Origin of the sequence: Thalassotalea marina, from assembly GCF_014656435.1 — a bacterium.
GTDB lineage: Bacteria > Pseudomonadota > Gammaproteobacteria > Enterobacterales > Alteromonadaceae > Thalassotalea_C > Thalassotalea_C marina.
This window is the reverse complement of the sequence record NZ_BNCK01000003.1, coordinates 162,239-189,152: the sequence shown is the minus strand read 5'-3', so window position 1 is coordinate 189,152 and position 26,914 is coordinate 162,239. Positions and strand designations below refer to the sequence as shown.

Here is a 26,914-nt window from a genome sequence, read left to right as displayed (position 1 = left end):
GCTTAGAAAGCACGTTAAATTACTGATTTTACAAAATGTTAACGGGATTACTAACAACTTGCTTGCAGGCTAATTTGCATATGAATCCCATTTTTTATGGTCAATTATTTCATGTATTTATTAATGTTGCTAAACAGCTCATCAAACACCGCAACGGTTTGATCAAGTTGCTGTTCAATGCGGCCAGGAAACATTTGGTTTAACGTCTCTAGGTTATCAAATTTAGTGTGCCAAATTTTGCCCCAGTGTTTTTCGTCTTTGCGGTCACAGGCAGAAAGATTTTTACTATCAAAACAACTCCATGTGGTCGGGTTCGTGGTTTGTGAATAGCCATCGTAGCCTTCTTCACCGTTAATGGTAAAGTTAGTTGCTTCAACGTAAGCAATTGGAATTCCAGCACAAGCGAACGGTGCGTGATCAGACCAAGAACCTGTAACTCCCTCAGGGTAGCCTGGGTAGGCAGGGTGCACTGTGTATTGGTCTTTTTCACCTAACACTTTAGTTGAAGCACTCAATAGCGCATTTCTGATGCTAGTATCGCTGTTGTACGGGAACTCTTTGCTCGCACAACGATAAGGTTTCGTATGTGCACTATGAACATAAACAATATCGCCACCAGCAATAGTATCAAAATTGATCATCGCTTTAATATTGGCAAGCTCATCAGGTGACGCTTTTAGTTGTTTAACATAATAACGAGAGCCTTCTAACCCGGTTTCTTCTGCGCCAAAAGCAATGTAGCGAAAGTTGATATCTTGGTTTGATGTGCTGCCCATTTTCTTGGCAATCGCCAACATTGCAGCTACACCTGCGCCGTTATCTATGGCACCTAAAGACCCTTTTTCAGCCCCCGTAGAGTCGTAGTGAGCGCCCAATATAATTGTCTTGCTCGCTTTTGGATTTGAATCGGCAATAATGTTGGTGGATTTAAGTGAATTTTTACCAAAAACAAAAGGTTGATAAGTGACAGCTAAGCCAAATTTTTCTAATTCCTTAGCAATAAAATCAGCGGTGCGCTGTTCCTCTTTTGTGCCTGCTTCTCGAGCGCCAATGCCTTTTTCAGGTACCGCAAGCTGTTGTAGATATTGATAAACCTCTGATGGTTCATTGTTGCCAGCATAAGCAGAGTAATTTATGCTCAGGGCAGATAGTAAAGCAAGTGCAAGTTTTTTCTTCATGAATAGCGCTCTTTATTGATGTTATTTTAGCCCATTGTACTTGATCTTTTTCGTGCTGAGCAGCGTAAATTTTAACTAAGTATTTCAAGAGGATTTAACACGATGAAATTTTTATCTTGGCTGGCGTTATGTGCCACCATTACTCTATCATCTATGGCGAATGCCAATGCCACAGAGCAAGGCGCTTGCCCTAGTTATTTGCAAGTCACTAAACAAAAGCTGCATTCGTCAAAACAAGTAGATTTATGTGAATTAACTCAAGGTAAACCTGTGTTAATTGTTAACACTGCCAGTAACTGTGGCTTCACCCCACATTTTAAACAACTTGAAGCGATTCATAAGAAATATCGCGACAAAGGTTTGGTGGTTATTGGATTCCCATCAGATGACTTTTTCCAAGAAGAGGATGATGAAAAAGAGACAGCCAAGGTGTGTTACGTTAACTACGGCGTAACCTTTACCATGTTATCAACAAGTGCGGTAAGGGGCAGTGACGCCAACAGTGTGTTTAAACACTTGGCAGAAAAATCTTCTTCGCCAAAGTGGAATTTTTATAAATATTTAGTCGACGGCGACGGACAAAATGTGCAAGTATTCAGTCCAAAAGTTGACCCAGATTCTGAAGAGTTTATTCAGGCTATTGAAGCACTGATGAACAACAATACTTAATGAAATATTTATACCTTTTACTGTGCTTGAGCTTTAGTACTCAAGCACAGTTTGTTCTTGATAAGTCCCCTAATTTACACGGTAGTTTTTCAGTAGATAGCCAAGCACTTTGCCAAGTCGCAAAAAATACGGTTGCCTATATGCAACAATACCCTGAAGATTCATTTGCCGTGCATGCTGGCAATCAAGTGATCGAACAAGCGACACTGGCACGAGTGAAAAAAACCTTAAGCTATGTTTGCCAAATGCCTCTGCAGTCATTGACCCTTGATGGCTTAAAACAACATTTTGATTTTTATCATTGGCTACCTGACAAAACACAGGCCAATAAGTTGGCTAAGGCTAGCGATAATCAAGTAAAGAAACGCTTGTTAACGCAAATCCCTGAACAGCAAATCTTTTTAACTAAGTACTACTCAAAGCTGTTAAAAGGCAGTGAAGTGCAAACAAAAGAGTTTAATCAAGCCTTGTATGCACTGCCGTTTGACGAGCAAGGTTTAACAATTGAACAAGCGCTGCAACAAAAAGATCACCTGACACGATTTAAATATACACGCCAGCAAATAATTGGCGGCGTATTAAATAAACAAAAACTAGCAAAACCACTGGTGTGGATCAGTGAGCAGGCGTTACATGACGTACTATTGCAAGGTACGGGAGTATTAGACGTTAACGGCAAACGACGATACTTTAATGTACATCGCAATAACGGTATCAATTATGACTATACGTTAGGTAAAACTGAGCAGGCCAGATATTGGTATTTTGCTGAAGTTGAAGGCGTTTTAGGTTATGGCACTGATATTGAAAATAAAATTCCTATTGCTGCAGATGTCGCGTTTGCTGGCAATGTTAAACAGCTTGGTTTGGGTAAGCTATTTTTGATCCAGTTTGAAACAAGTAAAACACCTAGTGTGCATTTGGGTGTATTAGCCGATCAAGGTGGTGCATTTGATAATAATTTGTTCCAGCTTGATTGGTTAAAAAGCAGTTACTTTGGCTGGAAAGACTATTTTCAAGCCAATAAACATTTCCCTGATTATGCAAAGGCTTGGCTGTTACTAAAAAAAGCCGACAGTAAATAAAGCTAACAGCTACTGACTAAAGCGGCTTGTTCGTTGTCACTGGTAGACGGTTCAACCTTATTTGCTTGATTGGTTGCTTGATTAGTTGTTTCATTCTCTGGGCGGTATTCTAGTGGCGCTTCCATTAGTATTTTACGCAGGGTAACGGTATCTTCAGCGCGCATTGCGTCATTAATCGCATTGAGGATTTTACTGACATCAGGCCAGCTTAATGCACGTTCATTGGCCGTCATAATACGTTGATGTTTGGTAGCTTGTGCGTGATCGTCAATCAGCAATTCTTCATATAATTTTTCACCTGGCCTAAGACCCGTATAGTGAATTTCAATGTCGCCATCTGGGTTATTATCATCTTTAATGGTTAACCCCATCAGATGTGTCATATTGTAAGCCAAATCAACGATTTTAACTGGTTTGCCCATATCCAGCACAAATACGTCGCCACCTTTGCCCATCGCCCCCGCTTGAATAACCAATTGTGCAGCTTCTGGGATGGTCATAAAGTAACGAATAATATCTGGGTGCGTAATGGTGATCGGTCCACCTGCTTTGATTTGGCGCTTAAACAGGGGGACAACAGAGCCAGAGGAGCCAAGTACATTACCAAAGCGCACCATAACAAAACGTGTATTGTGATCGCGCGGCGCCAGTGATTGTAATACCAACTCTGCCAATCGTTTTGTCGCGCCCATGACATTGGTTGGTCTAACGGCTTTGTCGGTCGAAATCAACACAAACGTTTCGACATCACAATAAATGGCTGCTTGTGCTATTTCATAGGTGCCAAGTACATTGTTTGAAATACCCGCAATCACATTGTTTTCCACTAAGGGCACGTGTTTGTATGCCGCTGCATGGTATATCGTTTGTACTTGGTGAGTATGGAAAATTGTGGTCATCAATATGCCATTTTGCACGTTACCAATTAAGGGAATGAGTGGAATATCGCTGTTAAGTTCGTTGAGAAAATGGCTCAGCTCTTGATGAATTTCGTATAAAAACGCTTCACTAACGTCAAGTAATACCAGTTTACTAGGGTGCTGTAGGATAATTTGTCGGCAAAGTTCTTTGCCGATTGAGCCCCCCGCACCTGAAACCATAACCACTTTATCTTTAATATTGCTGCTGAGTAACTCGGGTATAGGGGCAACAGGTTCACGCCCTAATAACTCATCAACTGACACTTCCCTCAGTTGGTCAATTTTTCGTTTGCCAGAAACAATATCGGCCATATCTGGCACGGCAAGCAGTTCTAAAGCGTGTGGTTCAATGGTGGCTAAAATTTCTTGCAGGCGCTTTTTACTGACATTTTCGATAGCCAGTAATACTTTAAACTGGCCATAACGTGTGACTAGCTTTTCGACATGAGTTAATGGATAGATTTTTAAGCCTATCAATTCACGGCCATGATAACGGCTTTTTTCATCAACAAAGCCAATGGGTTGATATTTATTACCGTTGATTAGGGTAAGTGCCAGCTGGCGTCCGGTATTACCTGCTCCGTAAATTACAACAGGTTCTCGTTCATCAAACCACTTATCATTGGTGATGAGTGCAAATGCCGCTCTAGCACCACCGACTAACAGTGCAGCTATGGCAAAAAATACGATAGGGACAGAGCGGGGCACAAAGGCGTTGAAAAAATGGCCTGCGATATAAAAAAGTACGCAAGAGACGAGTAATATGCCAACAACCTTTAACGTTTCTTTGGCACTAAAATACCTGACAACGGTGCGATAGGTGCCAAGACAATAAAACATCAACATGGTGCCTAATAGCACAAAAGTAAATACCGACAATTCTGCTGTCGTAATGTCTAGATGGCTTGCACCAAGACGCAAAAAATAAGCGAGGAAAAAGGCGAGTCCAATAGCGCTAAAATCATAACAAAGGGCAAAAAACAATTTTGCTGAACTTGGGATCAAGTCTATTTTTCTGATCATCTAGCCCCCTATAAAAACAACCCACCACACGATGGGGTGCAGATAACTCGCCGAATTATTTGACACAATTTGTTACATTGAATTTATCATACCAGTTTATTCGACACTGTCTGCTATTTTGTTAAAAATTTGTGTAATTACGTCACAAGTTTTTGATATATCTTGAGAAGTTAATGTTGGGTGAACAAGGAACATCAAACTAGTGTCGCCGAGCAACTTGGCATTGGGTAACGCAGCTTTTGGCTTATAAGGCGTATTTTCAAAGGCCTTTTCCAAATAAACTTCTGAACAACTGCCGGAATAACAAGGTACGCCCATTTCATTAAAAGAGTTAATAATATCGTCTCTTTGCCATTGTTTAGGCAGTAACGCTGGCCTAATAAAAACGTAACATTTGTAATAAGCGTGTTCTATATCGTCAGGTGTATCTGGCACATAGACAAAGTGATAAGGCTTGCAAGCGTTTAAAATAGCGTGTGCATGTTGTTTACGTTTTGCCTGCCAATCAGCCATACGTTTAAGTTGGATGCGACCAATGCAAGATTGCATTTCTGTTAAACGCCAGTTAGTACCAAACGATTCATGCAGCCAACGGTAGCCGGGTGGGTGTTGCTTTTCATAAACGGCAGCGTATGACTTACCATGATCTTTAAAAGCCCAAGCATCACGCCAAATGGTTTCGTCATTGGTGGTTAACATGCCACCTTCACCACCAGTACTCATGATTTTATCTTGGCAGAATGACCATGCACCAACATGCCCTATGCTGCCAACTGATCGGCCTTTGTATGTTGCGCCATGAGCTTGAGCGCAATCTTCAATAACAAACAAATTGTGTTTATTAGCTAACGCCATAATATCGTCCATATCACAGGGCCATCCAGCGAGGTGTACACAAATAATCGCTTTTGTTTTGGCTGTGATTTTTGGCGCAATGGTTTGCGCACTAATATTTTGGCTGTCTAAGTCTACATCGGCAAAAACCGGGGTTGCACCAGCATTAATAATGCAGCTTGCTGAGGCGATAAAGGTACGAGAGGTAACGATCACTTCGTCCCCCGCCGAAATACCCAAGCTATGTAGTGCTAAATCGAGCGCCAGTGTGCCATTAGCAACCGCTATGGCATACTTACAGTCACTGAATTGGGCAAATTCCTGTTCAAATTGTCGGCCCTCTTGACCTGTCCAATAGTTAACTTTATTAGACAGGAGTACTCGTGATACGGCATCAGCTTCTTCTTGAGTAAAGCTTGGCCAAGGAGCAAATTCAGTATTTAGCACACACCACCCTTAATGTTTAATCGATATCTTTAATGCGTTTCGCTGGAACACCAACATACAAGCCACTTGCTTGCGTAGAATTAGTAACAGCAGCGCCAGCGCCAACTTGTGTGTTAAATGCAATGTCGATGCTTTGTACTGAGCAGCTGCCAACACCAAACCAAGTTAAATCGCCTACAGATACTGTGCCTGCTAGGTTCGCTCCAGGTGAGATGTGAATAGCGTCACCTAAAGTACAATCGTGATCAACCGTTGCTCCGGTATTAATGATGCAAGCATTACCGATGGAAACACCTGGGTTTACTACTGCGCCAGCAAATATAACGTTAGCAGCACCAAGTGATACATGTTTACTGACCACCGCGCGTGGATGCACAATATTAGGCATTCTTGCATTCGAGTCTTGTAATGCTTTGTACATAGCTAAGCGACTTTTGTTGTGGCCAAGTGCCAAGGCAAAATCATATTCTTCTTTGTAAATTTTCCAGGCAGATGACTTATCAATAATTGGCCAAGCGAGATTTGTGTCGCGTTCAGGGTGGCTATCATCTAGAAAGGCTATTTCCGAAAACTGGCAACTTGCTTCTGCACAATCAGCGATCACTTTCCCGTGACCACCTGCGCCGATAATTAATAATTTACTCATGATGATTTCCTGTAAATTTGCTTGTTGTTACTTCATCTTTAGCGTTTATATCAGCTTTAGTAAACACTTTTTTGACAGTAAGAAAAAGTATTTTTAAATCCAAGTAAAATGATTGATGCTCGACATACCATACATCTAAACGGAATTTACTTTGCCAGTCGATAGCATTTCTGCCATTAATTTGTGCCCAGCCTGTGATGCCCGGTCTGACATTGTGCCGTTTGGCTTGTTCGTCGGAATATAAGGGCAAATATTCTACTAACAGTGGCCTAGGGCCAACCAAGCTCATATCTCCTTTTAATACATTCCATAAACCTGGTAATTCATCCAAACTGGACGCTCTAAGTTTTTTACCAAATGGTGTTAAGCGTTCGCTATCGGGTAAAGGATTACCTAAATCATCTATTGCATCACGCATAGAGCGAAACTTATACATATTAAACACCTGGCCGTTTAACCCTGGTCTGGGCTGAGTAAACAACACAGGTTTTCCCAAGTTTTTTGCCACTTTCCATGCGACAAAAGCGATAATGGGAGATAACATAATCAACAAGGCTAATGCGACCACAAAGTCAAAAAGGCGTTTAATCATGAGTTGCCACTACCTGTTCCACGTATTCAACCCACTGTTTGGCGAGATCTTCACGGTTAAATTTACGCTGCGCTAGACGCTGTGCATTTTGCCCGAACTTCTGCTTTTGTGTCGGGTTTTGTGCTAACTCAATTAAAGCTGACGCCAGGGCTTCACTGTGTTCGGGGGCAACGGCAATACCACATTGATACTGTTCGATAAGCTCGGCGACCCAACCGGGGTAATTGTTGACGACAGGAAGTCCGGCAGATAAATAATCAAAAAATTTATTGGGTGAAGTGCCGTAATAAAATGCGGGAATGTTCGCTAATATTTGTAAGCCAACGTCGGCACGTTGCAAGATCTTGGCTAAGGTATGTTTATCAACAGCATCATGGAAAATAATATTGTTTAACGACAGTTGCTTAGCTTGCTCAATTAACTCTGCTTTTAATTGCCCTTGACCAATCAATAATATTTTAATCTGCTGATACTGGTGCTTTTGCAAGTATTGGGCAACTGGTAACAGTGCATGCAAACCATTGGCTTTACCGTGAGTACCGGAAAACACGGCGACAAAGTCATCATCGTTAATTCCTTTGATGTTAATGGCTTCATTGGTGTTTGCAAAAATTGATAAATCGCAACCATTGGGAATTAACGCCACCTTGTTTTGCTGGCTTAGGTGTTTTGTGATGCCCGTGACTATGCCAGGTGCTAAGCCAATATGTCCGTGAGCAGATTTATAAGCTAACCATTCCAATACTGACATCATTAAAAGCACTACCGGGTTTTTAATTACGCCCATTGCTTTGGGCAATTCGGGCCATAAGTCACGGACTTCAAAAATAAAGGTTTTGCCTTTAAACCAACGGGCGATAATGCCAGGTATAGCTGCGGTCAGTGGGGTTGTGGTGGCAAAAATTGCATCATAGTCATGGGTTAAACTGATTTTTACACTGCGATAGGCAAATTTTAAAAATGTTAAACTGCGCTGTGAAAACGATTGAGCATTGGCGTAATTGAGTTCAAATTCTATCACCTCAATACCATCAACATGACCTCGTCGCTGGCCGTTAATAAAGGGCTGTTTTAATCCGGTATTTCCACCTTGATAGCTGCCACAAACCATAGTGACCTTATGGCCTTTTGCCACCATGGCTTTGGCCATTTCATATGAGCGAATGCCTGTTGCGCCCTCAGGTGTTGAAAAGTGTTGATGAAAATAGAGAAACTTCATAGTCTTGCCGTCAATTCAGTAGAAATAGTTCCCTGCTTAATTACCGTAACCTCTAATACCCAAATAGGTGTTTTATTTTGATAGTAACGTGACTGCCAGCCCTCAACAAGTGCTATTTTTTTGAGCGCAATATCAGCGTTAACGTTAATCATATACTGCGCAGACACCAGTTTGTTATCGGTAAGTTGCCAATCATCTTTTGGTAAATGAAAACGCAGTACAGCATTGTTTTTAAAGCCTTTCACGGTATCTTGAATGAGCAATGACTGGTCTTTTACTTCAATTTTTCTCAGGTGTTGTCGCTTTTTGCTATCAAGGTAGCTGGCAGATAACCGCTGATCTGTGTGTTGATGCACTTGAACTTTGAGCCAGTCACGATATAAAAAACGCGACAGTTTGCTCATTTGTTCATCGTCGTCAAAACAAACGGTGTTATGTGCCAATGTGCTAGGAAAATAGTGCTGCCACTTTTTATCGTTATAGCTATAACTGCCAGAACTTAGCAGCAAATTGTTATTGTTGTGCCAAACATCGAGGTGGAGTGCATCACATTGTGACGGTCTAAATTTATTGGTTGGAGTGCGCAAATATACACGCCATGGGGGTGCTTCAATACTATGATAATCTGAGTTCATCGTTAAAGGTAAAGTTGCTTTAACGGCCCGAGCATGATTTTGCGCAGGGAACAAGGTGCTTAGTTGATCCACAGTAGCATCGGCGGGATACAATAATTTACCTAAAAACAGCTGACAGGCCCACTGCACACTCGGTCTAACATCAAGGTAGTCACAGCATGTTACCGGTAACAACTGAGCGCCATCATTTAGCCCTAACATGGCACTTTGTCCGTCAGCTTGATTGGCGACCTTGGCAAGCCAAGTTGTAGCAAGTTGCAGTTTTTTATAGCAATGATCACTAAATGCCGGGTTTTGATAAACTTGCCGGATATATTCACAAAAACTTAGCGTGTCTAACATCAACCTATGATAATTAGTTGAATTTTGACTAAAACAGCCATCTGATGCGATGAGCTTGGTACATCGGTTTTCAATGGTATCTCGTGCTAATGTTAACCAATTAGCTAATGCTGGATATTTATTTTTGTTGGCTGATTGTTGTAACAACAAGGTGCCAACAAACAGTGCTGCCGCTTCACTCGTGCCGTGATTATTGTCTTGGGCGATGGCATAACTCATGGTTGGCGCGATGCGCAGCAAATGTTGATAAATAAGTATTGCCAGTGCTTCACTGGCGGGGGAATCTCGCCACAATAAACGATGTGTCGCCACTAAATGAATGACACGAATAGATGCTTCTTGGCCACATTTCCAGTTTACACCTTGATGAGTAGGGTTAACCTTGGCCCAGTTGTTAAGCCATTGATTTAGTTTATCAAGCTGGCATTTATCACCATCTTTTAAAAACTTGAGAACAAACGGGAATAACCAATTAAATCGAGAATGTTCCCAAACCGTTTTTACATCGCCAATGTCTAAGTCAAAATCGCTGAGGGTTGACCAATGGTGTTGGTTGTTTTTAATGACTTGTTTATTGGTAATTGAAGCAAGCCAGTTGGGTGGAGTATCTGTATTTACTGGAAGCCAGCCAAATGCCTTTAGCTCAGGGACTTGAACATCGCTTATTTGTTGATGTTCAGGCGCATTAAAATATTGAACCTCATGTGATGGCGGAGACTGAATCGGCATTGAGCTTACAAAAAACTTACGTTTAAGCTTTATCCGATAAAGCGCCACGTTAAGTATGTTGAAAAACCCTAATTGGTAGTATGTTTTGATCCGCGCGAATAACCTTTGCATTATAGGTGTTTAGGTGTTGTTATATAAAACTATAGTACCGAGGTTAATGCAAAATGACTAACAATAAGAATACAAATCATGGTCAGGCAATGTCTAATACTTTCATTTAAGTGCTTTTTCGCTGCGTTACAATGAAGAATAACAACAATTAGAACAGTGTTATGAAGCTGCTGTTTTTCATCAATACAAGTGTTAAATCATCATCACTTATCTTTGGTTTTGTGATAAGCGTTGTGCTGTCTAATTTTTATGGTGCAGCAACACTGGGCATTTATACCCTCTTTATTACTTGGCTTAACTTATTGTTGTTGTTTACGCGTGGTGGCCAAGATCGCGTGTTACTCAAAGAATTAAGTGAAGAGTCATCTACCGCTAAAGCCCAAGGTTTAGCTTTATTTGACGCAGTAATATTAAGTGCCGTTTTAAGCATAATCGCCGGGCTATTTTTACTTTTGTTTTACGATTTTGGCCTGATTAATATCCCATCAACGGTTTCTAGTACTCTGTTTTTAGCCTGTTTAACGGCAGTGTTATTGACCCGTGCGGTACAAACTATTGTAGTGACAGCTCTTAGAGCAAAAGAAAGGGTGACCTTGGCCAATTTCTTGGAAAGTGTGCCTTTTAACTTACTTTTTTTACTGGTGTTGTTAGGTATTGCATTAAGCCAACTGACGCAAACCACCGAACAAGTTTTATGGTGGTATTTATTGGTTTCAACACTGGTTACCCTATTGTCTGTGAGTACATTAAGGCAACACTTTTTGTATCATGCCCAATGTAGTATCAAGTCGTTAGTTGAGCGATTTAAACACGGGCTCCCTTTTATTTTGATCTTTGGTACAACCACGCTAAATACCAGTATCGACAGTATTATGGTGAACCAATTTTTACCTATTGAACAACTGGCTTACTATAACGTTGCGCTGAAACTTTCTTCGTTAGTGCAATTTGGTTTAGTGATTGCTACCTCTTTGGTTATGGCGCAATTTGCCACTTTGTATCGCCAAGGTAAGGTCGAGCAGTTAAATACGTTAATTATTAAAACTCGTTTATTGGCGCTGAGTTTGGCTGTGCCTGTGGTGTTGGTGTTGTATTTGGCAGGTGGCTACATCATGGCGGTTTGGGGGCAAGAGTTTATCGCGGCAAATCAAGCAACCTTAATTTTAGCAACAGCTCAATTAATTAATGTCGCCTTTGGGCCCATAGGTGTGATGCTCACCATTGTGGGTAAAGAAAAACAAGTACTGTATTGGTCAGCCGTTACTTTGGCGATAAATACCCTAGGCAACTATGTGTTAGTGCCCATTTGGGGGATTGAAGGCGCGGCCATATCCACCGCCGTGGCTGTGGTATTAGAAAATGTGCTGTTTTATCTCATCGCCAAACGACAAGGTATTTTAGTGTCGTCATCAAAGGCGGGTCGTATTTCATGATGTCGGCAATTGATCGCCTTGCTATTAGCGGTTTAGTGCTACTTTTAATGGCCATTTGTCTATTAAATCTAAATGGTGTTGGTGTGATGCTGTTGGGCATCAATCAGCTGTTTTCTCCCTTATTACTTTTGTCTGCCTTTGCACTGGCAATCATTGGGTTCCAGCAAAACGTTACACTGTCTAGGGCGCTACTTTTTTACCTTATGTCACTTGTCGCCTATTTAGTTATCGGTGGTATTGCGGTGTTATTTACTGACAACACGCTTACCAGCTCTGTACCTGGCTTGTTGTTTCGATATTCAACGGGACTGCTGATCACCTTGGCCGGTTATTATGCCGTATCTTGTTGTTATAGCGTAAAAATTGAGCCACTAAAGTGGCTGTTAATTTTTGCTTTTGTTGCGAGCTTTTTTATTCCCTTTGGTCATGTACTTAACGTAAGTGGTCAAATAGTTGTCGATAATCAGCGTGGTGCTGGTTTGTTTGGTAACCCAAATGAAGCAGGTATTATCGCCGCTATTGGGTTAGCAGTGACATTAGTGTACGTAAGACAAAAAAGCACCGCACTGCTTTTGTCGACATTTTTTATCGTCATGGCGATTTTGACATTTTCTAAAGCTGTGCTGTTTATGGTTTTTGTCATTTTTATGTTAAATCAGCTATTTAAAGGGCGTTTGTCGACCAGTTTTGTCCGTCTGTTAATACTGTTTCTGACGGTTTCTTTACTCTTGGTGATATTTAGAGCTGACATTATTGCCTTGTTTGATGGCACACAAGCACAGAGGATTGAACAATTTTTAAATATTTTGGCGTTTGTACCGGAAACAGAATCGGTTAAATCGTCACGTGGCGATTTATGGTTGCTTGGGTTAAATGAAATTGCCAATAGTCCAGTTATTGGTAACGGATTAGGTGCATTACATTCGATGCAAGGCGCGACAGCGGCGGTCAATGGCGGTCATGCACAAGGTGTGCATAATAGCTATTTGTTGAAATTTGGTGATGCGGGTATTGTTGCCTTTGTGTTGTTTTTAGCCTTTGTTTGTTATGTGTTTTACCAGTCGTTTGCACTAGCAAAAAAAGACCTTCATGCCAGATTTAGTTTTTTCTATTTCTTTATTTTTTCCCTCGATTGTATGGTGACCCATAACGTTGAGTTATTGCGGTTTCATAACTTTTTACTCGGTCTTTCTTTAGGCTTTTTGTGTATGGCACAAAGAAAACAACGATTAGGATTAGTCTGATATGTGTGGTTTAGCCGGCATTGTTTCATATCGCCAACTTGATCATGTTTTACCTCGAGTAAAGCAGATGTTAGCCGCAACTAAATCGCGTGGTCCTGACAGCCAAGGTGTATGGCAAGATCATGGTATTACCTTAGGGCATAATCGTCTGGCCATTCATGATCTGTCAGCAGATGGCCATCAGCCGATGCAATCTGCATGTGGGCAATATGTGTTAGTTTTTAATGGTGAAATTTACAATTACCGAGCGCTAAGAAGCAGTTTAGAGCAGCAAGGACAACAATTTACTGGGCACAGTGATACCGAAGTATTATTGGCGTGTTTAGTTAATTGGGGTGTTGATAAAACCTTAACGCGTATTGATGGAATGTTCGCCTTTGCTCTTTGGCAAAAATCAAATAAACAACTGATCATTGCTCGTGATCGTTTAGGTGAAAAGCCGTTATATTATTTTAATGATGGCGTTGAATGTGTGTTTGCCTCTGAACTAAAAGGAGTTGAACAAGGCGTCACTGCGCCGCTGAATATTGACCCGCTAGCAGTAAATTTATATCTAAACTTTAGTTATATTCCCGCGCCATATTGCATTTATCAGCAAGTATTTAAGTTACTACCAGGCCATTACTTAACCCTTTCGTTAGGTGAAGATGCTTACCAGCTGAGCACCACAGAGTATTATAATTTCCAACAAAATTTACCGCCTGAACAACAGCCAGACAGGTCAATACATGATTTGTTAGTGGCTAGTGTCGAGCAGCGTTTAGATGCAGATGTGCCGGTAGGGGCATTTTTATCGGGCGGCATAGATTCAAGTTTAATTTGTGCCATCACGAAAAAAGCCTTAGGCAAAAACGTGTCAGCCCATACCATTGGCTTTGAAGAAAAAGAGTTCGACGAATCAGTTTATGCCTGTGAAGTCGCTAGTGTGTTGGGGATTGACCATCATGTGCATACCTTTACCCAGCGTGACATGCTTGATGTATTGCCCAATATGGTGCACACCTACGACGAACCTTTTGCTGATGCGTCACAGTTGGCAACTTACTTGTTGTGTCAAAAAACACGTGAACATGTCACGGTGGCGTTATCAGGGGATGCAGGTGACGAGTTGTTTGCCGGTTACAGTCGTTATCACACAACACTTAAACGTTGGCACAAAATAAAGCAATGGCCAAAGATGAGCAAGGGATTAACTGCTGGGCTTTATCGCGCTTTTGAGCCTGTTTTACGGTCAAGTAATTTGGCGGTAAGTCAGTGTGAAAAGGCTCGCCGGGCACTGGGTTATTACTCTTGCTCAACGCTAGCGTCTCTTTATCGATACAGCACCAGTTACGATTGGCAGCAAGATATTACGCAGGCAAATTTATTAGCAAATAATGTTGAACAACCAGATGAGCTAAGGCAATTAATGACAACAGATGCCTTGTGTTATCTGCCCGACGCAATATTAACTAAGGTCGACCGTGCTTCGATGGCACATGCTTTGGAAATTAGGGTGCCATTTTTAGCCAATGATATTGTGCATTATAGTCAATCGTTATCAACTGGCGAGTTAGTGCAACAGGGCTTAGGTAAATGGCCTTTGCGTGAGTTGCTTTATCAGTTTATCGACCCTGCAATTGTTGAGCGTCCAAAACGGGGGTTCGCGGTACCTCTGAAATATTGGCTAACCCAAGAGCTCAAGCCATGGGCTCAGCAACTTATTGCCAATAAACAACTCCAGCAGGTTTTGCCCTTTGTTGATCATGCAAAATATTTGCGTTATTGGCATCAGCATCAAAACCAACAGTTTGACTGGAGTGGCCAACTTTGGGTGTATTTGCAGCTGCTGAACTGGTGTGTTGAGAAATATTGGAAAAAATAATGGCCAGAATTTTACTCGTAATTGATTGTTTAGGATCCGGTGGTGCGCAACGTCAGTTGGTGTCGATTGCCAAGCAGATGGTGCAGCGTGGTCATCAAGTGGATTTGTTCAGCTATTTTCCTGAACTGAATCATTTTGAGCAAGATGTTAAAGCTGCTGGCGTTAACGTGTTCTATTCAAAAAAGACGCATCGCTTTTCAATCAAACCAGTGTTTCAGTTGGCATCCTTAATAAGTAAACACAGGTATACAGGAATATTAGCATTTTTACGTAACCCTGCTGTGTATATGGAATGGGGTTACTTATTGGCTCGTTTAAAAGGTGCGCCAAAATCGACAGTAGTATTTTCAGAACGATTAAATTATTTTGAACATGAAAAGCAATCGCTGGTGTTTAAGTTAGTCCAACAAAATCACCGTATATGTGATTTTATCGTCACCAATAATCACTTCCAGCACCAAGAAATGCTGCAATATTTTCCTTGGATGCAGCCTAAACTGAAAACTATCTACAATGGTTTGGGGGTTAAACAAGCTAAACAGGCTAAGTCGCAAAGTGAAACACCTCCACGCCTATTAACGGTAGCTCGGGTGGTGGATTATAAAAACTATGAAAATTTAGCTAAAGCCTTAGTGCATTATAAAAATACTTGGGGAATACCACCACGTGTTGATTGGGTCGGTAAAATTTTTCGACATGGCAACAATGATGTGGTGTTTAAGCGGGTGCAACAATTACTGACACAGCACAATTTACAACAACACTTGGTGTTTCACGGTGAAAGCCAATCGGTAGAACCGTTTTATCAACACGCTGATGCGTTGATCCATCCGTCAAAAATTGAAGGGTTTTCTAACGTGGTTATTGAAGCTTGTGAATATCAGCTACCATTGCTACTTGGCAATATTGGTGACCAACCTTGGGTGATGGAACAATTTAAGCCCGGCGTGTTATTTGATGTCAACGAGCCTGTCTCAATAGCTAACGCGATTAAAAGCTTTGTTGAGGCTTCTACCGAGCAAAAAGTAGCGTGGCAGCAAGGTGCAAAACAAGCGCGCGAGCAGTTATTTGATATCAGCCAAGCGGCCGACAGTTATTTGCAATTATTGCTGCATAGGGGCGGTGATGAAGCAAGGTAAATTAGCGCTATTGATGTTAGGTCGTTTACCACCACCTATCGGTGGGGTGACTATCAGTGTAGAAAATCTTTTTCTTGCCCTAGTGTCTAGAAAAGTTGAGGTGGGCTTTTTATTTTCTGGCTTAACTCGGCGCTACGATATTGCACACATTCATGCCTACGACGCCAAGAAACGTTTTCTTTTGGCAGTGTTGGCAAAAATATTTGCTAAACGCGTGGTTTTTACCATACACGGAATGCATTTTGATGAAAATAATTGGTTTAATCGTCAAACGTTAAAACTATCTGATGGCGCTGTGATATTAAACGATAATATTTTAATTCAAGCTCCCAGTTTAAAAACACTGCCGTTGCTAAAAGTAAGCTCCTTGCTTCAAGAAGGGCTTAATCACAATACCAGTAATACTTGTTTGCTGCCCAAGGTCAAAGAAAAACCTAGGCTGTTGCTGTACGCACAACATGGGAATAGCTTTTCAGGGCAACCAATTTATGGTGTGCCCTTTGTATTAAGCGTGTTACCTCAGTTAGTAGAGTGTTATCAATTAGTGGTGGTTGATTTGAGTCATGCCTACCCTGAATTTTCGCAGTTTGCTAGCACAGAGGTAATCCATATAACGTCGGCTGTTGATTTTAAGCAACTGTTAACGGAAGTTGATGTGTATTTAAGGCCCACCAGTAAAGACGGTGACTCTGTTGCGATACGTGAGGCAGCTATGTTCAATGTGCCTGTTGTAGCATCTGATGTTGTTGAGCGCGCTGATGGGGTAATGACTTATCGCTATTTAGATGGCAATGATTTTCTACAAAAAATTGATGATGCGCTGCACTTAGAAACTGTGCAATATCATCAGCAACTATCTAGTGTTGAGCAATATCTGACCTTTTACCAAACGTTGTTAAATCGCTAATAGAATAAATTTTATTAGCTCACATAGCTGGCGTAAATTTTACGAAAGTCACTCGGCGTTATGTTTTTGAACTGCAAAAAGCGGCGGTTAAAATTAGCAATATTATTAAAACCACAGGTATCGCTGACGGTATTGATTGGCATCCGAGTGTTAACCAACAATGAGCAGGCTTTACTAATACGTACTTGGTTCACCACTTGAGTAAAAGTTTGTTCGGTACCGCTTTTAAAAAAGCGGTGAAAGTGGTTGGTGCTCATATGTAACAACTCGGCGACATCTTGTGCTTTTAATTGCTGAGTGTAATGTTGGTGAATGTAACGAATGGCAGTATCAAGCTTTTTAGATATATGATCAGCAGGAATGACCGCTTGATAATCACTGGTGGCAAGCGCTTTTTTGTCTTTGTCCTGAGCCATTATCGTTAATATTTGCAATAAGCCGATAAAACGCTCGGTTGCATTCGCTTGTTCCATCTCGGCAAATAGCGTGGCTACCTGAGTTTTTGTTGTATGGCTAAACGTTATGCCTCTTTTGGCCATGGTTAAAAGTGATTTAAGTGATGCTAAATCGGGCATACCTAAAATTAAAGACTCTAACCAAGGTGCGGGAATTTGCGCGACATAAACCTGCTGTGGTTTGCCTTCAACACTCGGTGCTGAACACCAGGTATGCGGTAAGCGTGGCCCGAGTAAGGCTAAATCCAATTGATCATAGTTTTCTATGCTATCTCCCACGTAGCGCTGTCCTTCACTGTCTAAGGTAAGAGCAATTTCATATTCTGGATGGTAGTGCCAGCTAAACCCAATGTTTTTTGACTGATAAAGCCAGTACCGCCAAGAGGCGTTTTCAGAGGGCAGAATTTTTTCAAACAGTAGCTTCAACAGACAGTCACCGGTTAAGGAGTGATAGAAAAGTATTATAAGTTGATAGAAAAGTATATCAATGGTGCTGCGCTTAACTTCACACTAAATGGGCTAATGCGCAATCACTTGGGTTAGTGATAAAAAATAATGACGATACACAAAGTTACTAACCTCTACTAACGATATTTTAATCTTTCTAAGGACGGGCTGAACGCTGCTTATTGAGCTGTTGTTAACAGCTACCATTAAGTGAGTTTATGGAGCAAATATTTACGTTTGCTTGTTGGCAATGTTACTAAGGAATTTCCTGTTATGCCTTTGGCATAGGTATCATCCAAGATAATGACAACAACGGAGAATAATAGTGCAACGTTATATTGCTTTAGATGCGTTGAGGGGATTAACCATTGCCTTGATGATTTTAGTGAATACCCCGGGCTCTTGGTCATATGTATATCCACCATTACTGCATGCCAGTTGGCATGGCCTAACACCTACGGATTTAGTGTTTCCATTCTTTATGTTTATTGTTGGCTCAGCGATGTTTTTTGCTTTTAAAAAGCAAAACTTTCAACTTGATGCCGCCTTAGCGTTTAAAGTGATCAAACGTGGTTTTTTGATATTTTTAATAGGCTTTCTACTGAATATTTACCCATTTACTGGTGATCCTGATACTTGGCGGATTATGGGGGTATTACAGCGCATTGGCTTAGCGTATATTTTTGCTGCCTTTATTGTATTGACGTTAAGTCGAATGGGAGTTTTGTTGGTTTCAGCTGCGATTTTAATTGGCTATCACTTGATGATGATAAGTGTAGGTGATGGTGCTTATGCATTGGAAACTAACCTAGTGCGCCAGGTCGATTTAATCGTTTTAGGTGCTAATCATGTTTATGGTGGTTTTGGTGTACCTTTTGATCCTGAAGGCCTTCTAAGTACTATTCCGTCGATTGTCAGTGTTTTATTTGGCTTTGAAGTAACACGTTTTATCAGTCAAATTGCTGATAAAAAAGAGTCTATGGTTAAATTAATCCAATTGGGTGTTTTAGGATTAGTAGCTGGTTTGCTTCTTGATTTTATCATTCCAATTAACAAAGCGTTGTGGACCAGTTCTTATGTTATTTATACGGCGGGTTATGCCTGTTTAACCTTAGCGTTTTTTGTTTTTCTGATTGATATCAAGAAAGTAGAAAAGCAAGTGACGCCGTTGTTGGTTTATGGAACTAATCCACTATTTATCTATGTGTTGTCATGGGTATGGGGGGCAAGTTATGGCTTTTTCACTGTTGGTGATCAAGGACTACACAGTTTCATGTTTACCTCCCTTGCTAGTGTGATGCCAGAAAAATTCGCCTCTTTTGTCTTTGCCTTTGCTCATGTCGCTTTCTTTTGGTGGTGTTCAAAATGGCTATACGAAAGAAAGATTTTCATCAAAATTTAGCCAATTAAAGTTCAGTGAGCGCAGATTGATGTTGTTTAAACGATACATACTGCGCTCATTTTGTACTTAAGCCTTAACTTACCACCAATGAATTTATGAAATATGCAGTGAAAACTTTTTTGCTGGTGAACAAGTAATTGATCAAGTAAAAAGGAGTGCGCTTTAAATTTGTGTAAATTTTGTGCGCTATTTAACGGAAGTAAAAAACAACAACACTAAGGACAATTTAATGAAAACAAACTACACGGCGGTATTACTTGTGCTAGTCACATTTTTCGCCATCTCATTTATAACCAATATTTTGGGGCCGCTATTTCCCTCGTTGGTTGAAGACTTTAACATCAGCTTAGCTGTTGCTGGCTTTTTACCTTTTTCATTTTTTGCCGCTTATGGGGTGATGTCGATCCCATCAGGCATGTTAGTGGATAAATACGGCGAAAAATTTGTCATGTTAGTTGCGTTTGTTATGGCGGCTAGCGGTTCATTTTTGTTTGCCATGCAGCCGAGCTTTTTTATGGCGATGGGCTCACTGTTTTTAATTGGCTCAGGCATGGCGATGTTGCAAGTGGCAATAAACCCACTATTGCGTGTTTCGGGCGGGCAAGAGCATTTTGCGTTTTATTCTGTGTTAGCACAATTATTGTTTGGCGGTGCCGCAACACTCAGCCCAATTGTCTACAGTCATGTCGTGCAATCGATGGCGGCAGGTGAGCAGTCGGCGTTAATTAATTTCTTTAGTGCAAATGTGCCTGAGCAGATGACTTGGTTGTCTATGTATTGGATTTTTGCCGCAGTGTCAGTCGTGATGATTATTTTAATCGCGTTGATCAAACTGCCTAAAGTTGAGCGAAAAGAAGATGAGACTTCAGGTGCGTTGAGTATTTATGGCCAGTTACTACAAAATAAATCGGTGATTTTATTCTTTATCGGCATAGCAGCGTATGTTGGTACTGAACAAGGCGTTGCCAATGCTATTTCTTTGTTTTTAGAAAGATATCACGGTTTAGATCCCGTTACTGTTGGCGCCAATACCGTCAGTGAGTTTTGGCTAATGTTAACCATAGGTTGTGTCTTGGGTCTGTTATTGGTCAAGCTTTTAGATTCAAGGTTAGTACTTAAATTATTTTCAGCCGGTGCGATGATTTCACTCACCGCTGCGTTATTTGGTAGTGCAGATATTTCAGTTATGGCCTTTCCTATGGTAGGCTTCTTTTTGTCTGTTATGTGGTCGGTGATATTTTCACTTGCACTCAACTCTGTGGCACAACATCATGGTTCATTTGCCGGTATTTTATGTACAGGAATTGTGGGTGGTGGTTTAGCATCTCCCATTATTGGCTTAATTGCAGACATGACAGGCGACCTAAGAATTGGTATGGTCGTAGTTTATATAACGTTAGGTTATATTTTCGCCATTGGTTACTGGGCTAAACCTTTAGTCACAAACAAAACAGTGAAGCTTTTCAATAAAGCGTCGGCGAATAATCCGGCGTAAAAAATCTCGTTAGCATGATGGTCATGCTGGCAATAATAATAACAGGGTGTATCTTACATGAAATTATCTAGATTGTTCCTTGCTTGCGGCGTCGCAATGACAGCGCTGTCAGGCTGTAGTGATCCACAACCTAGCAAGCCAGCAAATTTGGCTTCGCCTTTGGTTGCACTTGATCAAGCTGGTTTAGACAACATTGCTTCAAACTTAGATGTTAAATATCGAGTATTGAGTAATATTGAAACCGATTGTCCAGATAAAGACGGCAAAGAAGTTAAACACTGTTTTAGTGCATACATTGATTTCACTATGCCAGAAGATATGGCCGTTAATGATTGGAGCATCTACTACTCTCAGGTATATCCTATTTATGCCAGCAAATCTGACACTTTGTCGGTAGACTTTTATAACGGTGATATTCATCAAATATCACCAACTGACGGCTTTAAAGGCTTTAAAGCGGGTGAGACACAAACGGTTCAAGTGTTTATGGCGGCAACGGTGCTCACTCACTCTCAGCTGATGCCAAATTATTGGATCGCAGCGGATAACTTAAAGCCAGCAGTGATTGACAGCACACGAACACAAATTGATGCTGAGTCTAAGCTAGAGCTAACCCCTTGGATTGCGCCTTACACTAACATCGAAAAACAAATTAAGGCGACACCAAAAGATATCAACCAATACGCAGGCACTACTTGGTTGTATGAGCACAATCAAGATATAGCCGTTGATAACAGCCAAGTGGCTAATACGGTTATCCCAACACCTAACACGATTAAAGTAGCATCTGGCGGTGAAACGTTAGATCTTTCAAATGGTATCAAGGTATCGTTATCTAATGTTGTAAGTGACGATGTCAGTGCAGCATTTGAGCGTTTAACTAAATTGGGTGTGGTGCAGTCTGAGCAAGGCGTAAATCTTGCAATCAGTCTTGATGAAACGCTAAAAGATGCAGAAAGTTACACGCTTAATATTGATCAAAATGGTGTGGTAATTAAAGCGGCTGATTCAGCTGGTGCGTTTTATGGTGTGCAAACGTTAGCGGGTTTACTATCGGTGAATTCATTGACCGTGCCATTTGCTGCCATTGAAGATGCGCCTTTGTACGGCTACCGTGGTCAGCACATGGATGTTGCACGTAACTTTCATGACAAGCAAATGATCTTCCGTCTTATTGAACAAATGGGCGCATACAAATTAAATAAACTTCATATGCATTTAGCGGAAGATGAAGGGTGGCGTATTGCATTGCCAAGCTTTCCTGAGCTGACGGAAATAGGTGCAGTACGTTGTATGGATTTAACTGACACAGCCTGTATGCAACCACAATTAGGTGGCGCTGATTCATCAGATCGCGATGGCTTTTACAGTGAACAAGACTACAAAGATATTTTAGCGTATGCGTCTAAACATCATATCCAAGTGATCCCATCACTTGATATGCCGGGTCACTCACGTGTTGCAGTAAAAGCGATGGAAGCAAGATACCGTCGTTTTATGGCGCAAGAAAACGAAGTGGAAGCCAAGCGTTATTTGTTATCAGACTTAGATGACAAAACAGAATATCGCTCAATTCAAAACTACAATGACAATACCATTAACGTCTGTTTAGAGTCGTCTTACGCCTTTGTTGACCGTGTATTAGAAGATTTGATCACGCTACACAAAGAGGCAAATCATCCATTAACCACTTACCATATCGGTGCTGATGAAACGGCAGGTGCTTGGGTTGACTCGCCAGAATGTAAAGCCTTGGTTGAAAATCCAGATAACGATGTAACTGACTACAAACATTTAGGCGCACACTTTATCGAGCGAGTGTCTAACATGATCGCAGCTAAAGGCATAGCTGTTGGTGGTTGGAATGATGGTTTAGGTCAAACACACAAAGAGAATATGCCAAAAGACGTTTATTCGTATATTTGGGGGCCGTTACCAGCAGGTGGTCACTTTGCTTCTGGTGCACAAGCGATGGCAAGTGAGCAAGCGCATCGTGGTTGGAACGTCGTATTATCGACTCCTGATGTATTCTACTTTGACTTCCCCTATGAAGTTGACCCTAAAGAACGTGGTTACAACTGGGCATCTCGTCGTATCGACAGCCGCAACGTATTTAACTTTATGCCGGGTAACTTACCAATTCATGCAGAATTTAGGGTAGATACCAAAGGCCATCACTTTGAAATAGATGACACGTTACACAAAGATGAAGACGGTAAAATCCTGCATCAACCACTGCCAAAAGGTTACCAGGTTGCTGGTGTTCAAGGGCAAATTTGGAGTGAAACCATTCGCAGTGAAGACCAAGCTGAATACATGCTTTACCCACGTATGATTGCACTTGCCGAACGCGCTTGGCATCAAGCTAATTGGGCAGTACCGTACAACTATGACGGTGCAAAATACAACAAGGATACTGGTGTATTTACTGACGAGTTAAAAGCACAACGTGATCAAGCTTGGCAAGTTTTTGCTAATACCCTCGGTCATAAAGAATTAATCAAGTTAGATAAACTTGGTGTGTTTTATCGTGTACCTACGGTTGGCGCCAAAATTATTGAAGGTAAATTACATATCAATAATTCATTACCGGGTTTACCTCTTGAATATCGTGTAGATGGCGGTAACTGGCAACGTTACAACGAACCTGTTGAAGTGACTGGTGAAGTTGAAGTGCGTGCTAGAAATGCCGCAGGTGACCGTGCTGGTCGAAGTTTACTGGTTAAGTAAATAGCAATAACCAACCGAGCGTTTTTGCTCGGTTGGTGTTTTAGGTTTTTCAATGAAATCAAATTCTATCGTGACGCTAGATGTTGGCGGCACTAAAGTTAACTTTGGCCGTTTTCGCCAAGGTCAAATTGAACAAAACTGCGTTAAGTTGTTTGACGCCCATGCCGATGCTTCAAGTATTTTAGCGTTTCTTGTTGAAGGTATTCGTGAGCAATTGCAAGACGATACCGTGGCAATAGCGATTGGCGTGCCAACCATTGTCGATTTACACACGGGCCATGTGTGTGACGCTGTTAATATCCCAGTTTGGCGCGATTACCCTTTAAAAGCTGAACTAGAACAAATTTTTAATATTGATGTGTATTTAAACAATGATGTTAACTGTTTTGTGGCTGGTGAATACGCTTATGGTGGCGCGGCAAACCTTGGGCAACATGTTGCGGGTATCTGTCTAGGTACAGGTTTTGGAACTGGCTTGATGCTCAATAATACCCTTTACACTGGCCAAGACTGTTGCGCAGGTGAACTAGGGGGGATTCCTTATTTAAACGGTACCTTAGATGACTATTGTTCTGGGTCGTTTTTCAAAAAACATCATGGTGTTGATGGAGGCCAGTTGGCTGAACTTGCTAGGCAAGGTGATGAAAAAGCCTTGGCGATTTTTAATGACTTTGCCCAACACTTAGCAAAAGCTATTAGTTATTTAATGTTTGTTATCAACCCTAAAGTGATCGTGATTGGTGGCTCTGTCGCCAAGTCATTTGATGTTTTTATAGCGCCATTAGAAAAAGCGTTAGACAATTTTCCGTATAAAAAAGTACGCAATGGCTTAACGATAATGCAAGGTCAGTTAGACAACGCCGCTTTATTGGGCGCTGCCTATTTATATGTTGAGTCAGCCAAACAGTCGAATGTTATAGACTTAGAGCAAGCGGCCAGTTAGCTGTTATTTTTCCATTTATTTGCCCAAGGTATGATTTCTTTGGCCAGCATGGGCCGGGCAATAAAAAAACCTTGGGCAATATCTATTCGCAATTCTGACGCTAGTTCAAGTGATGCTCTTGACTCGATACCTTCAGCACAAGTGCGCAAATTTAATTGTTGAGCAATGGCAACACTGGTATTAAGAGCACTGCGATATTGTCTGTCTTTTTCGAATGACAAAAAGTAACTTTTATCAAATTTCACCGTATTTAGCGGCAGTTTTTGTACTCTGTCTATGGTGGCGTGCTCTTTACCAAAATCATCTAAGGCAATTTTAACTCCACGCATATTCAATCGATTAATTGTCGCTAGCTCTTGAGCATCATCGCGTGCGAGGATATTTTCAGTCACTTCAATACAAAGATTCTCAGCGGGCATATTGTAGGCAATTAAAAGCGCTAAAATACTGTCAGCAAAGTCATCACTTTGTAAGCTAGAAGGCGAAGCATTGACCGATAGGTTAATGGTTAATCCAAGCTGGTGCCACTTGGCCCAATCTTTCATTGCCTGTTTAATAACGGCCATCGTAATGTGTAATATTAACTCGCTGCCTTCTGCTTTATCGATAAAACGATCGGGAGAAACCATGCCTAGCCTTGGGTGTTCTAGGCGGCATAATGCTTCGACACCAACAAGCTTTCGTTCACTTATTTCAACTTGAGGCTGGTAATGTACTTTAAGATCATTGTTTTTTATCGCCCGAATAATTTCATAGGTTTTTAAAGGTTCAGGCCTAGGTTTCGGCGGCGTGAAATTACCGATTTTTTCAAAGATGGGAATAAAATCATCAAGGTGAATGGGCTTTACTAGGGAGCCAACAAAGTTTAAGTGGTATTTGCTAATTAGCGATTCAACGGAAGCGACGATGCGGCTGGAAACCCCAGTCATTAACACAACGTAGCCATTAAAATGTAAATCACTGACCTGCTTTAACAACTGAATGCCGTCAACATTAGGCATATTGAGATCGACAAAAAGCAAATTAAAACAGTTGTTATTTTTCAGTACTTGAAGCGCTTCAGAAGCTGAGGAAGCTTGATAAATGTGCTCAATTTGATATTCGTTTTCTAATACGGTGGTGACATAATTCAAAATGGTTGAACTATCATCAATCAAAAGTACGTTTAACCAGTTAAACTTTGATGAATCCATAAGCATCCCGCTGTCTACAATCCTTTAATGCTAATTCAACAAAGTATGGCAAAAAGTTGAAATTATGCATAACAAATAGAGAAAGCTATTTAATCTTTCTCTTTTGTTATTAAACTACATCGTTAATTCAGGCTAAAAATCTCCTCAACGGCAACATTAAAGTAACCGGCGAGTTTTAATGCAATGGTAACCGAGGGAGTGAAGCGCCCAGTTTCTATGGTACTGATGGTTTTTCTTGATACATCAATGGCATCGGCTAATTCTTGTTGAGATATTTTTAACTCAGCGCGAAGCACGGCAATGCGATTATTGACTTCACTCATAGTTACGCCCCGTCTTGTAGCTCATCTTTGTTTAGCGATCGATTATCGATAAAGTTACGCCATAAAATATAGCCGCCTTGCATAGATAACATAGTACCGATACATAATTTTGCGGAGTATTTGATGGTAAAGTAGTGTGCCAACCAATCGTCAAACAGTATAAAAGTAAATAAAGGTATAGCAGCACCAATAGCGGCATAACTATATGATTGTTGATAAATATGTTTGAGGTATTCATCACTGTATTTATCGGTAACGTTTTGTAGGTTTTTAAACGTCCAGTATATTGCCAGTAACAGTAAAGCGGCGCCTAAAAGCCCCATAAAAGCATTAACAGGCAGATCAAAACTGGTGTAAATTGCATCTACAGCATTAAATAATCCGACGGCCAAAAAAGTTTTTGCTGTAATTAATAAGTTTCTCTCTTGTTTTGAAATAAATGACATTTTAATCGCTCCTTATTCTTCTTTGGTAGACAGCTGATCTCTAAATAACCACCAACAAGCAGTGCTGCCTTGAACCAATAACACTAAGCCAAAACCAATTTGTCCTGCCAACGAAATATCAGGCTCACCTAACCAATACGTCCAGCCTTCGGAAAACCATAACAAGGCTAAGTAGGGAATAATTGCATTTAGTGTCCAGTAGTATGATCGCAACAGTACACCTTTGACATACTCATCTGTGTATTGTGCGCACATTGAAGGCTGATTTGATGATGACTTGCATGCCCAAAATAGCCCTAAGATGATCAAAGCACATAGCAGCAGTGATGAAATAGCAGGGACAATCATTGCTTCAACATAATGGCGAAAGGGGTAGTACAGTATGGCTACTCCTAAACACACATTTGATTTTGCAATCATCGCAATATGTTTTTCCTGTAAATTGGCATTCCACATAATAAAT

23 protein-coding genes are annotated in these 26,914 nt (G+C 41.0%); 11 read left to right on the top strand and 12 right to left on the bottom strand.

From position 1 onward, the window contains the following. Positions 1 to 104: 104 nt before the first annotated feature. On the bottom strand, positions 105 to 1,178 hold the full coding sequence (locus IE199_RS07320) for a M28 family metallopeptidase (protein ID WP_189768736.1): 1,074 nt from the start codon (positions 1,176 to 1,178) through the stop codon (positions 105 to 107). A gap of 153 nt (positions 1,179 to 1,331) precedes the next feature. Between IE199_RS07320 and IE199_RS07315 the strand changes: the two genes are divergently transcribed. After that, the gene (locus IE199_RS07315) at positions 1,332 to 1,847 is read left to right on the top strand and encodes a glutathione peroxidase (RefSeq protein WP_229854628.1); all 516 of its coding nucleotides are present in this window, start codon (positions 1,332 to 1,334) and stop codon (positions 1,845 to 1,847) included. Further along, on the top strand, positions 1,847 to 2,932 hold the full coding sequence (locus IE199_RS07310; protein WP_189768716.1) for an MltA domain-containing protein: 1,086 nt from the start codon (positions 1,847 to 1,849) through the stop codon (positions 2,930 to 2,932). The genes IE199_RS07315 and IE199_RS07310 overlap by 1 nt, the downstream gene beginning before the upstream one ends. Positions 2,933 to 2,934: 2 nt before the next feature. Here IE199_RS07310 and IE199_RS07305 read toward each other — a convergent pair whose 3' ends face one another. From IE199_RS07305 to IE199_RS07280, 6 genes are all read right to left on the bottom strand, one after another. Continuing rightward, the gene (locus IE199_RS07305) at positions 2,935 to 4,875 is read right to left on the bottom strand and encodes a polysaccharide biosynthesis protein (protein ID WP_189768714.1); all 1,941 of its coding nucleotides are present in this window, start codon (positions 4,873 to 4,875) and stop codon (positions 2,935 to 2,937) included. 96 nt (positions 4,876 to 4,971) lie between these two features. Beyond that, positions 4,972 to 6,156, bottom strand: coding sequence for a DegT/DnrJ/EryC1/StrS family aminotransferase (locus IE199_RS07300; RefSeq protein ID WP_189768712.1), 1,185 nt, complete (start codon positions 6,154 to 6,156; stop codon positions 4,972 to 4,974). A 16-nt stretch (positions 6,157 to 6,172) separates the two neighbouring features. Further along, positions 6,173 to 6,802 carry an acetyltransferase gene (locus IE199_RS07295; protein WP_189768710.1) on the bottom strand — a complete coding sequence of 210 codons (630 nt, stop codon included), beginning with the start codon at positions 6,800 to 6,802 and terminating at the stop codon, positions 6,173 to 6,175. Further along, positions 6,795 to 7,394 carry a sugar transferase gene (locus IE199_RS07290; RefSeq protein ID WP_189768708.1) on the bottom strand — a complete coding sequence of 200 codons (600 nt, stop codon included), beginning with the start codon at positions 7,392 to 7,394 and terminating at the stop codon, positions 6,795 to 6,797. Before IE199_RS07290 ends, IE199_RS07295 begins: the two co-directional genes overlap by 8 nt. After that, entirely contained in the window at positions 7,387 to 8,613 is a 1,227-nt protein-coding gene (locus IE199_RS07285; protein ID WP_189768706.1) for a glycosyltransferase family 4 protein, read from the bottom strand. Before IE199_RS07285 ends, IE199_RS07290 begins: the two co-directional genes overlap by 8 nt. Beyond that, positions 8,610 to 10,319, bottom strand: a complete 1,710-nt coding sequence (locus IE199_RS07280) for a heparinase II/III family protein (RefSeq protein WP_189768704.1) — start codon at positions 10,317 to 10,319, stop codon at positions 8,610 to 8,612. The genes IE199_RS07285 and IE199_RS07280 overlap by 4 nt, the downstream gene beginning before the upstream one ends. A 272-nt stretch (positions 10,320 to 10,591) precedes the next feature. Here IE199_RS07280 and IE199_RS07275 point away from each other — a divergent pair, with 272 nt between their 5' ends. From IE199_RS07275 to IE199_RS07255, 5 genes are read left to right on the top strand one after another with little or no spacing between them, the layout of a single operon-like run. Next, on the top strand, positions 10,592 to 11,863 hold the full coding sequence (locus IE199_RS07275) for an oligosaccharide flippase family protein (RefSeq protein WP_189768702.1): 1,272 nt from the start codon (positions 10,592 to 10,594) through the stop codon (positions 11,861 to 11,863). Continuing rightward, positions 11,860 to 13,107, top strand: a complete 1,248-nt coding sequence (locus tag IE199_RS07270; protein WP_189768700.1) for an O-antigen ligase family protein — start codon at positions 11,860 to 11,862, stop codon at positions 13,105 to 13,107. Before IE199_RS07275 ends, IE199_RS07270 begins: the two co-directional genes overlap by 4 nt. A 1-nt stretch (position 13,108) precedes the next feature. Beyond that, complete coding sequence (gene asnB / locus IE199_RS07265; protein WP_189768698.1) at positions 13,109 to 14,971, top strand: asparagine synthase (glutamine-hydrolyzing); 1,863 nt, start codon at positions 13,109 to 13,111, stop codon at positions 14,969 to 14,971. Next, positions 14,971 to 16,110, top strand: coding sequence for a glycosyltransferase (locus tag IE199_RS07260; protein WP_189768696.1), 1,140 nt, complete (start codon positions 14,971 to 14,973; stop codon positions 16,108 to 16,110). Before asnB ends, IE199_RS07260 begins: the two co-directional genes overlap by 1 nt. Next, positions 16,097 to 17,017, top strand: coding sequence for a glycosyltransferase (locus IE199_RS07255; protein ID WP_189768694.1), 921 nt, complete (start codon positions 16,097 to 16,099; stop codon positions 17,015 to 17,017). Before IE199_RS07260 ends, IE199_RS07255 begins: the two co-directional genes overlap by 14 nt. Positions 17,018 to 17,031: 14 nt before the next feature. Here IE199_RS07255 and IE199_RS07250 read toward each other — a convergent pair whose 3' ends face one another. After that, on the bottom strand, positions 17,032 to 17,898 hold the full coding sequence (locus IE199_RS07250) for an AraC family transcriptional regulator (RefSeq protein ID WP_189768693.1): 867 nt from the start codon (positions 17,896 to 17,898) through the stop codon (positions 17,032 to 17,034). A gap of 346 nt (positions 17,899 to 18,244) precedes the next feature. Here IE199_RS07250 and IE199_RS07245 point away from each other — a divergent pair, with 346 nt between their 5' ends. From IE199_RS07245 to IE199_RS07230, 4 genes are all read left to right on the top strand, one after another. After that, on the top strand, positions 18,245 to 19,321 hold the full coding sequence (locus IE199_RS07245; RefSeq protein WP_189768692.1) for an acyltransferase family protein: 1,077 nt from the start codon (positions 18,245 to 18,247) through the stop codon (positions 19,319 to 19,321). 229 nt (positions 19,322 to 19,550) lie between these two features. Next, positions 19,551 to 20,816: an MFS transporter gene (locus tag IE199_RS07240; protein ID WP_189768691.1), complete on the top strand. Its 1,266-nt coding sequence runs from the start codon at positions 19,551 to 19,553 to the stop codon at positions 20,814 to 20,816. Positions 20,817 to 20,873: 57 nt separating this feature from the next. Next, positions 20,874 to 23,546 carry a beta-N-acetylhexosaminidase gene (locus tag IE199_RS07235; RefSeq protein WP_189768690.1) on the top strand — a complete coding sequence of 891 codons (2,673 nt, stop codon included), beginning with the start codon at positions 20,874 to 20,876 and terminating at the stop codon, positions 23,544 to 23,546. 52 nt (positions 23,547 to 23,598) lie between these two features. Next, positions 23,599 to 24,489, top strand: a complete 891-nt coding sequence (locus IE199_RS07230; RefSeq protein ID WP_189768689.1) for an ROK family protein — start codon at positions 23,599 to 23,601, stop codon at positions 24,487 to 24,489. Here IE199_RS07230 and IE199_RS07225 read toward each other — a convergent pair. The 4 genes from IE199_RS07225 to IE199_RS07210 form a co-directional block, all read right to left on the bottom strand. Next, on the bottom strand, positions 24,486 to 25,682 hold the full coding sequence (locus IE199_RS07225) for an EAL domain-containing response regulator (protein ID WP_189768688.1): 1,197 nt from the start codon (positions 25,680 to 25,682) through the stop codon (positions 24,486 to 24,488). The two genes, IE199_RS07230 and IE199_RS07225, sit on opposite strands and share 4 nt — an antisense overlap. A gap of 122 nt (positions 25,683 to 25,804) precedes the next feature. After that, positions 25,805 to 26,005 (bottom strand): helix-turn-helix transcriptional regulator, encoded by a 201-nt coding sequence (locus tag IE199_RS07220; RefSeq protein ID WP_189768687.1) that lies wholly within the window; start codon positions 26,003 to 26,005, stop codon positions 25,805 to 25,807. A gap of 2 nt (positions 26,006 to 26,007) precedes the next feature. Beyond that, positions 26,008 to 26,451: a hypothetical protein gene (locus IE199_RS07215; RefSeq protein ID WP_189768686.1), complete on the bottom strand. Its 444-nt coding sequence runs from the start codon at positions 26,449 to 26,451 to the stop codon at positions 26,008 to 26,010. 12 nt (positions 26,452 to 26,463) lie between these two features. Beyond that, positions 26,464 to 26,907 carry a hypothetical protein gene (locus IE199_RS07210; RefSeq protein ID WP_189768685.1) on the bottom strand — a complete coding sequence of 148 codons (444 nt, stop codon included), beginning with the start codon at positions 26,905 to 26,907 and terminating at the stop codon, positions 26,464 to 26,466. Positions 26,908 to 26,914 lie beyond the last annotated feature (7 nt).

Coding starts and splice junctions, on each gene's coding strand:
- IE199_RS07290 (WP_189768708.1), bottom strand. CDS start 7,394: ATGATTAAACGCCTTTTTGACTTTGTGGTCGCATTAGCCTTGTTGATT.
- IE199_RS07280 (WP_189768704.1), bottom strand. CDS start 10,319: ATGCCGATTCAGTCTCCGCCATCACATGAGGTTCAATATTTTAATGCG.
- IE199_RS07310 (WP_189768716.1), top strand. CDS start 1,847: ATGAAATATTTATACCTTTTACTGTGCTTGAGCTTTAGTACTCAAGCA.
- IE199_RS07240 (WP_189768691.1), top strand. CDS start 19,551: ATGAAAACAAACTACACGGCGGTATTACTTGTGCTAGTCACATTTTTC.
- IE199_RS07275 (WP_189768702.1), top strand. CDS start 10,592: ATGAAGCTGCTGTTTTTCATCAATACAAGTGTTAAATCATCATCACTT.
- IE199_RS07305 (WP_189768714.1), bottom strand. CDS start 4,875: ATGATCAGAAAAATAGACTTGATCCCAAGTTCAGCAAAATTGTTTTTT.
- IE199_RS07320 (WP_189768736.1), bottom strand. CDS start 1,178: ATGAAGAAAAAACTTGCACTTGCTTTACTATCTGCCCTGAGCATAAAT.
- IE199_RS07285 (WP_189768706.1), bottom strand. CDS start 8,613: ATGAAGTTTCTCTATTTTCATCAACACTTTTCAACACCTGAGGGCGCA.
- IE199_RS07220 (WP_189768687.1), bottom strand. CDS start 26,005: ATGAGTGAAGTCAATAATCGCATTGCCGTGCTTCGCGCTGAGTTAAAA.
- IE199_RS07255 (WP_189768694.1), top strand. CDS start 16,097: ATGAAGCAAGGTAAATTAGCGCTATTGATGTTAGGTCGTTTACCACCA.
- IE199_RS07225 (WP_189768688.1), bottom strand. CDS start 25,682: ATGGATTCATCAAAGTTTAACTGGTTAAACGTACTTTTGATTGATGAT.
- IE199_RS07315 (WP_229854628.1), top strand. CDS start 1,332: ATGGCGAATGCCAATGCCACAGAGCAAGGCGCTTGCCCTAGTTATTTG.
- IE199_RS07230 (WP_189768689.1), top strand. CDS start 23,599: ATGAAATCAAATTCTATCGTGACGCTAGATGTTGGCGGCACTAAAGTT.
- IE199_RS07260 (WP_189768696.1), top strand. CDS start 14,971: ATGGCCAGAATTTTACTCGTAATTGATTGTTTAGGATCCGGTGGTGCG.
- IE199_RS07215 (WP_189768686.1), bottom strand. CDS start 26,451: ATGTCATTTATTTCAAAACAAGAGAGAAACTTATTAATTACAGCAAAA.
- IE199_RS07210 (WP_189768685.1), bottom strand. CDS start 26,907: ATGTGGAATGCCAATTTACAGGAAAAACATATTGCGATGATTGCAAAA.
- IE199_RS07295 (WP_189768710.1), bottom strand. CDS start 6,802: ATGAGTAAATTATTAATTATCGGCGCAGGTGGTCACGGGAAAGTGATC.
- IE199_RS07235 (WP_189768690.1), top strand. CDS start 20,874: ATGAAATTATCTAGATTGTTCCTTGCTTGCGGCGTCGCAATGACAGCG.
- IE199_RS07270 (WP_189768700.1), top strand. CDS start 11,860: ATGATGTCGGCAATTGATCGCCTTGCTATTAGCGGTTTAGTGCTACTT.
- asnB (WP_189768698.1), top strand. CDS start 13,109: ATGTGTGGTTTAGCCGGCATTGTTTCATATCGCCAACTTGATCATGTT.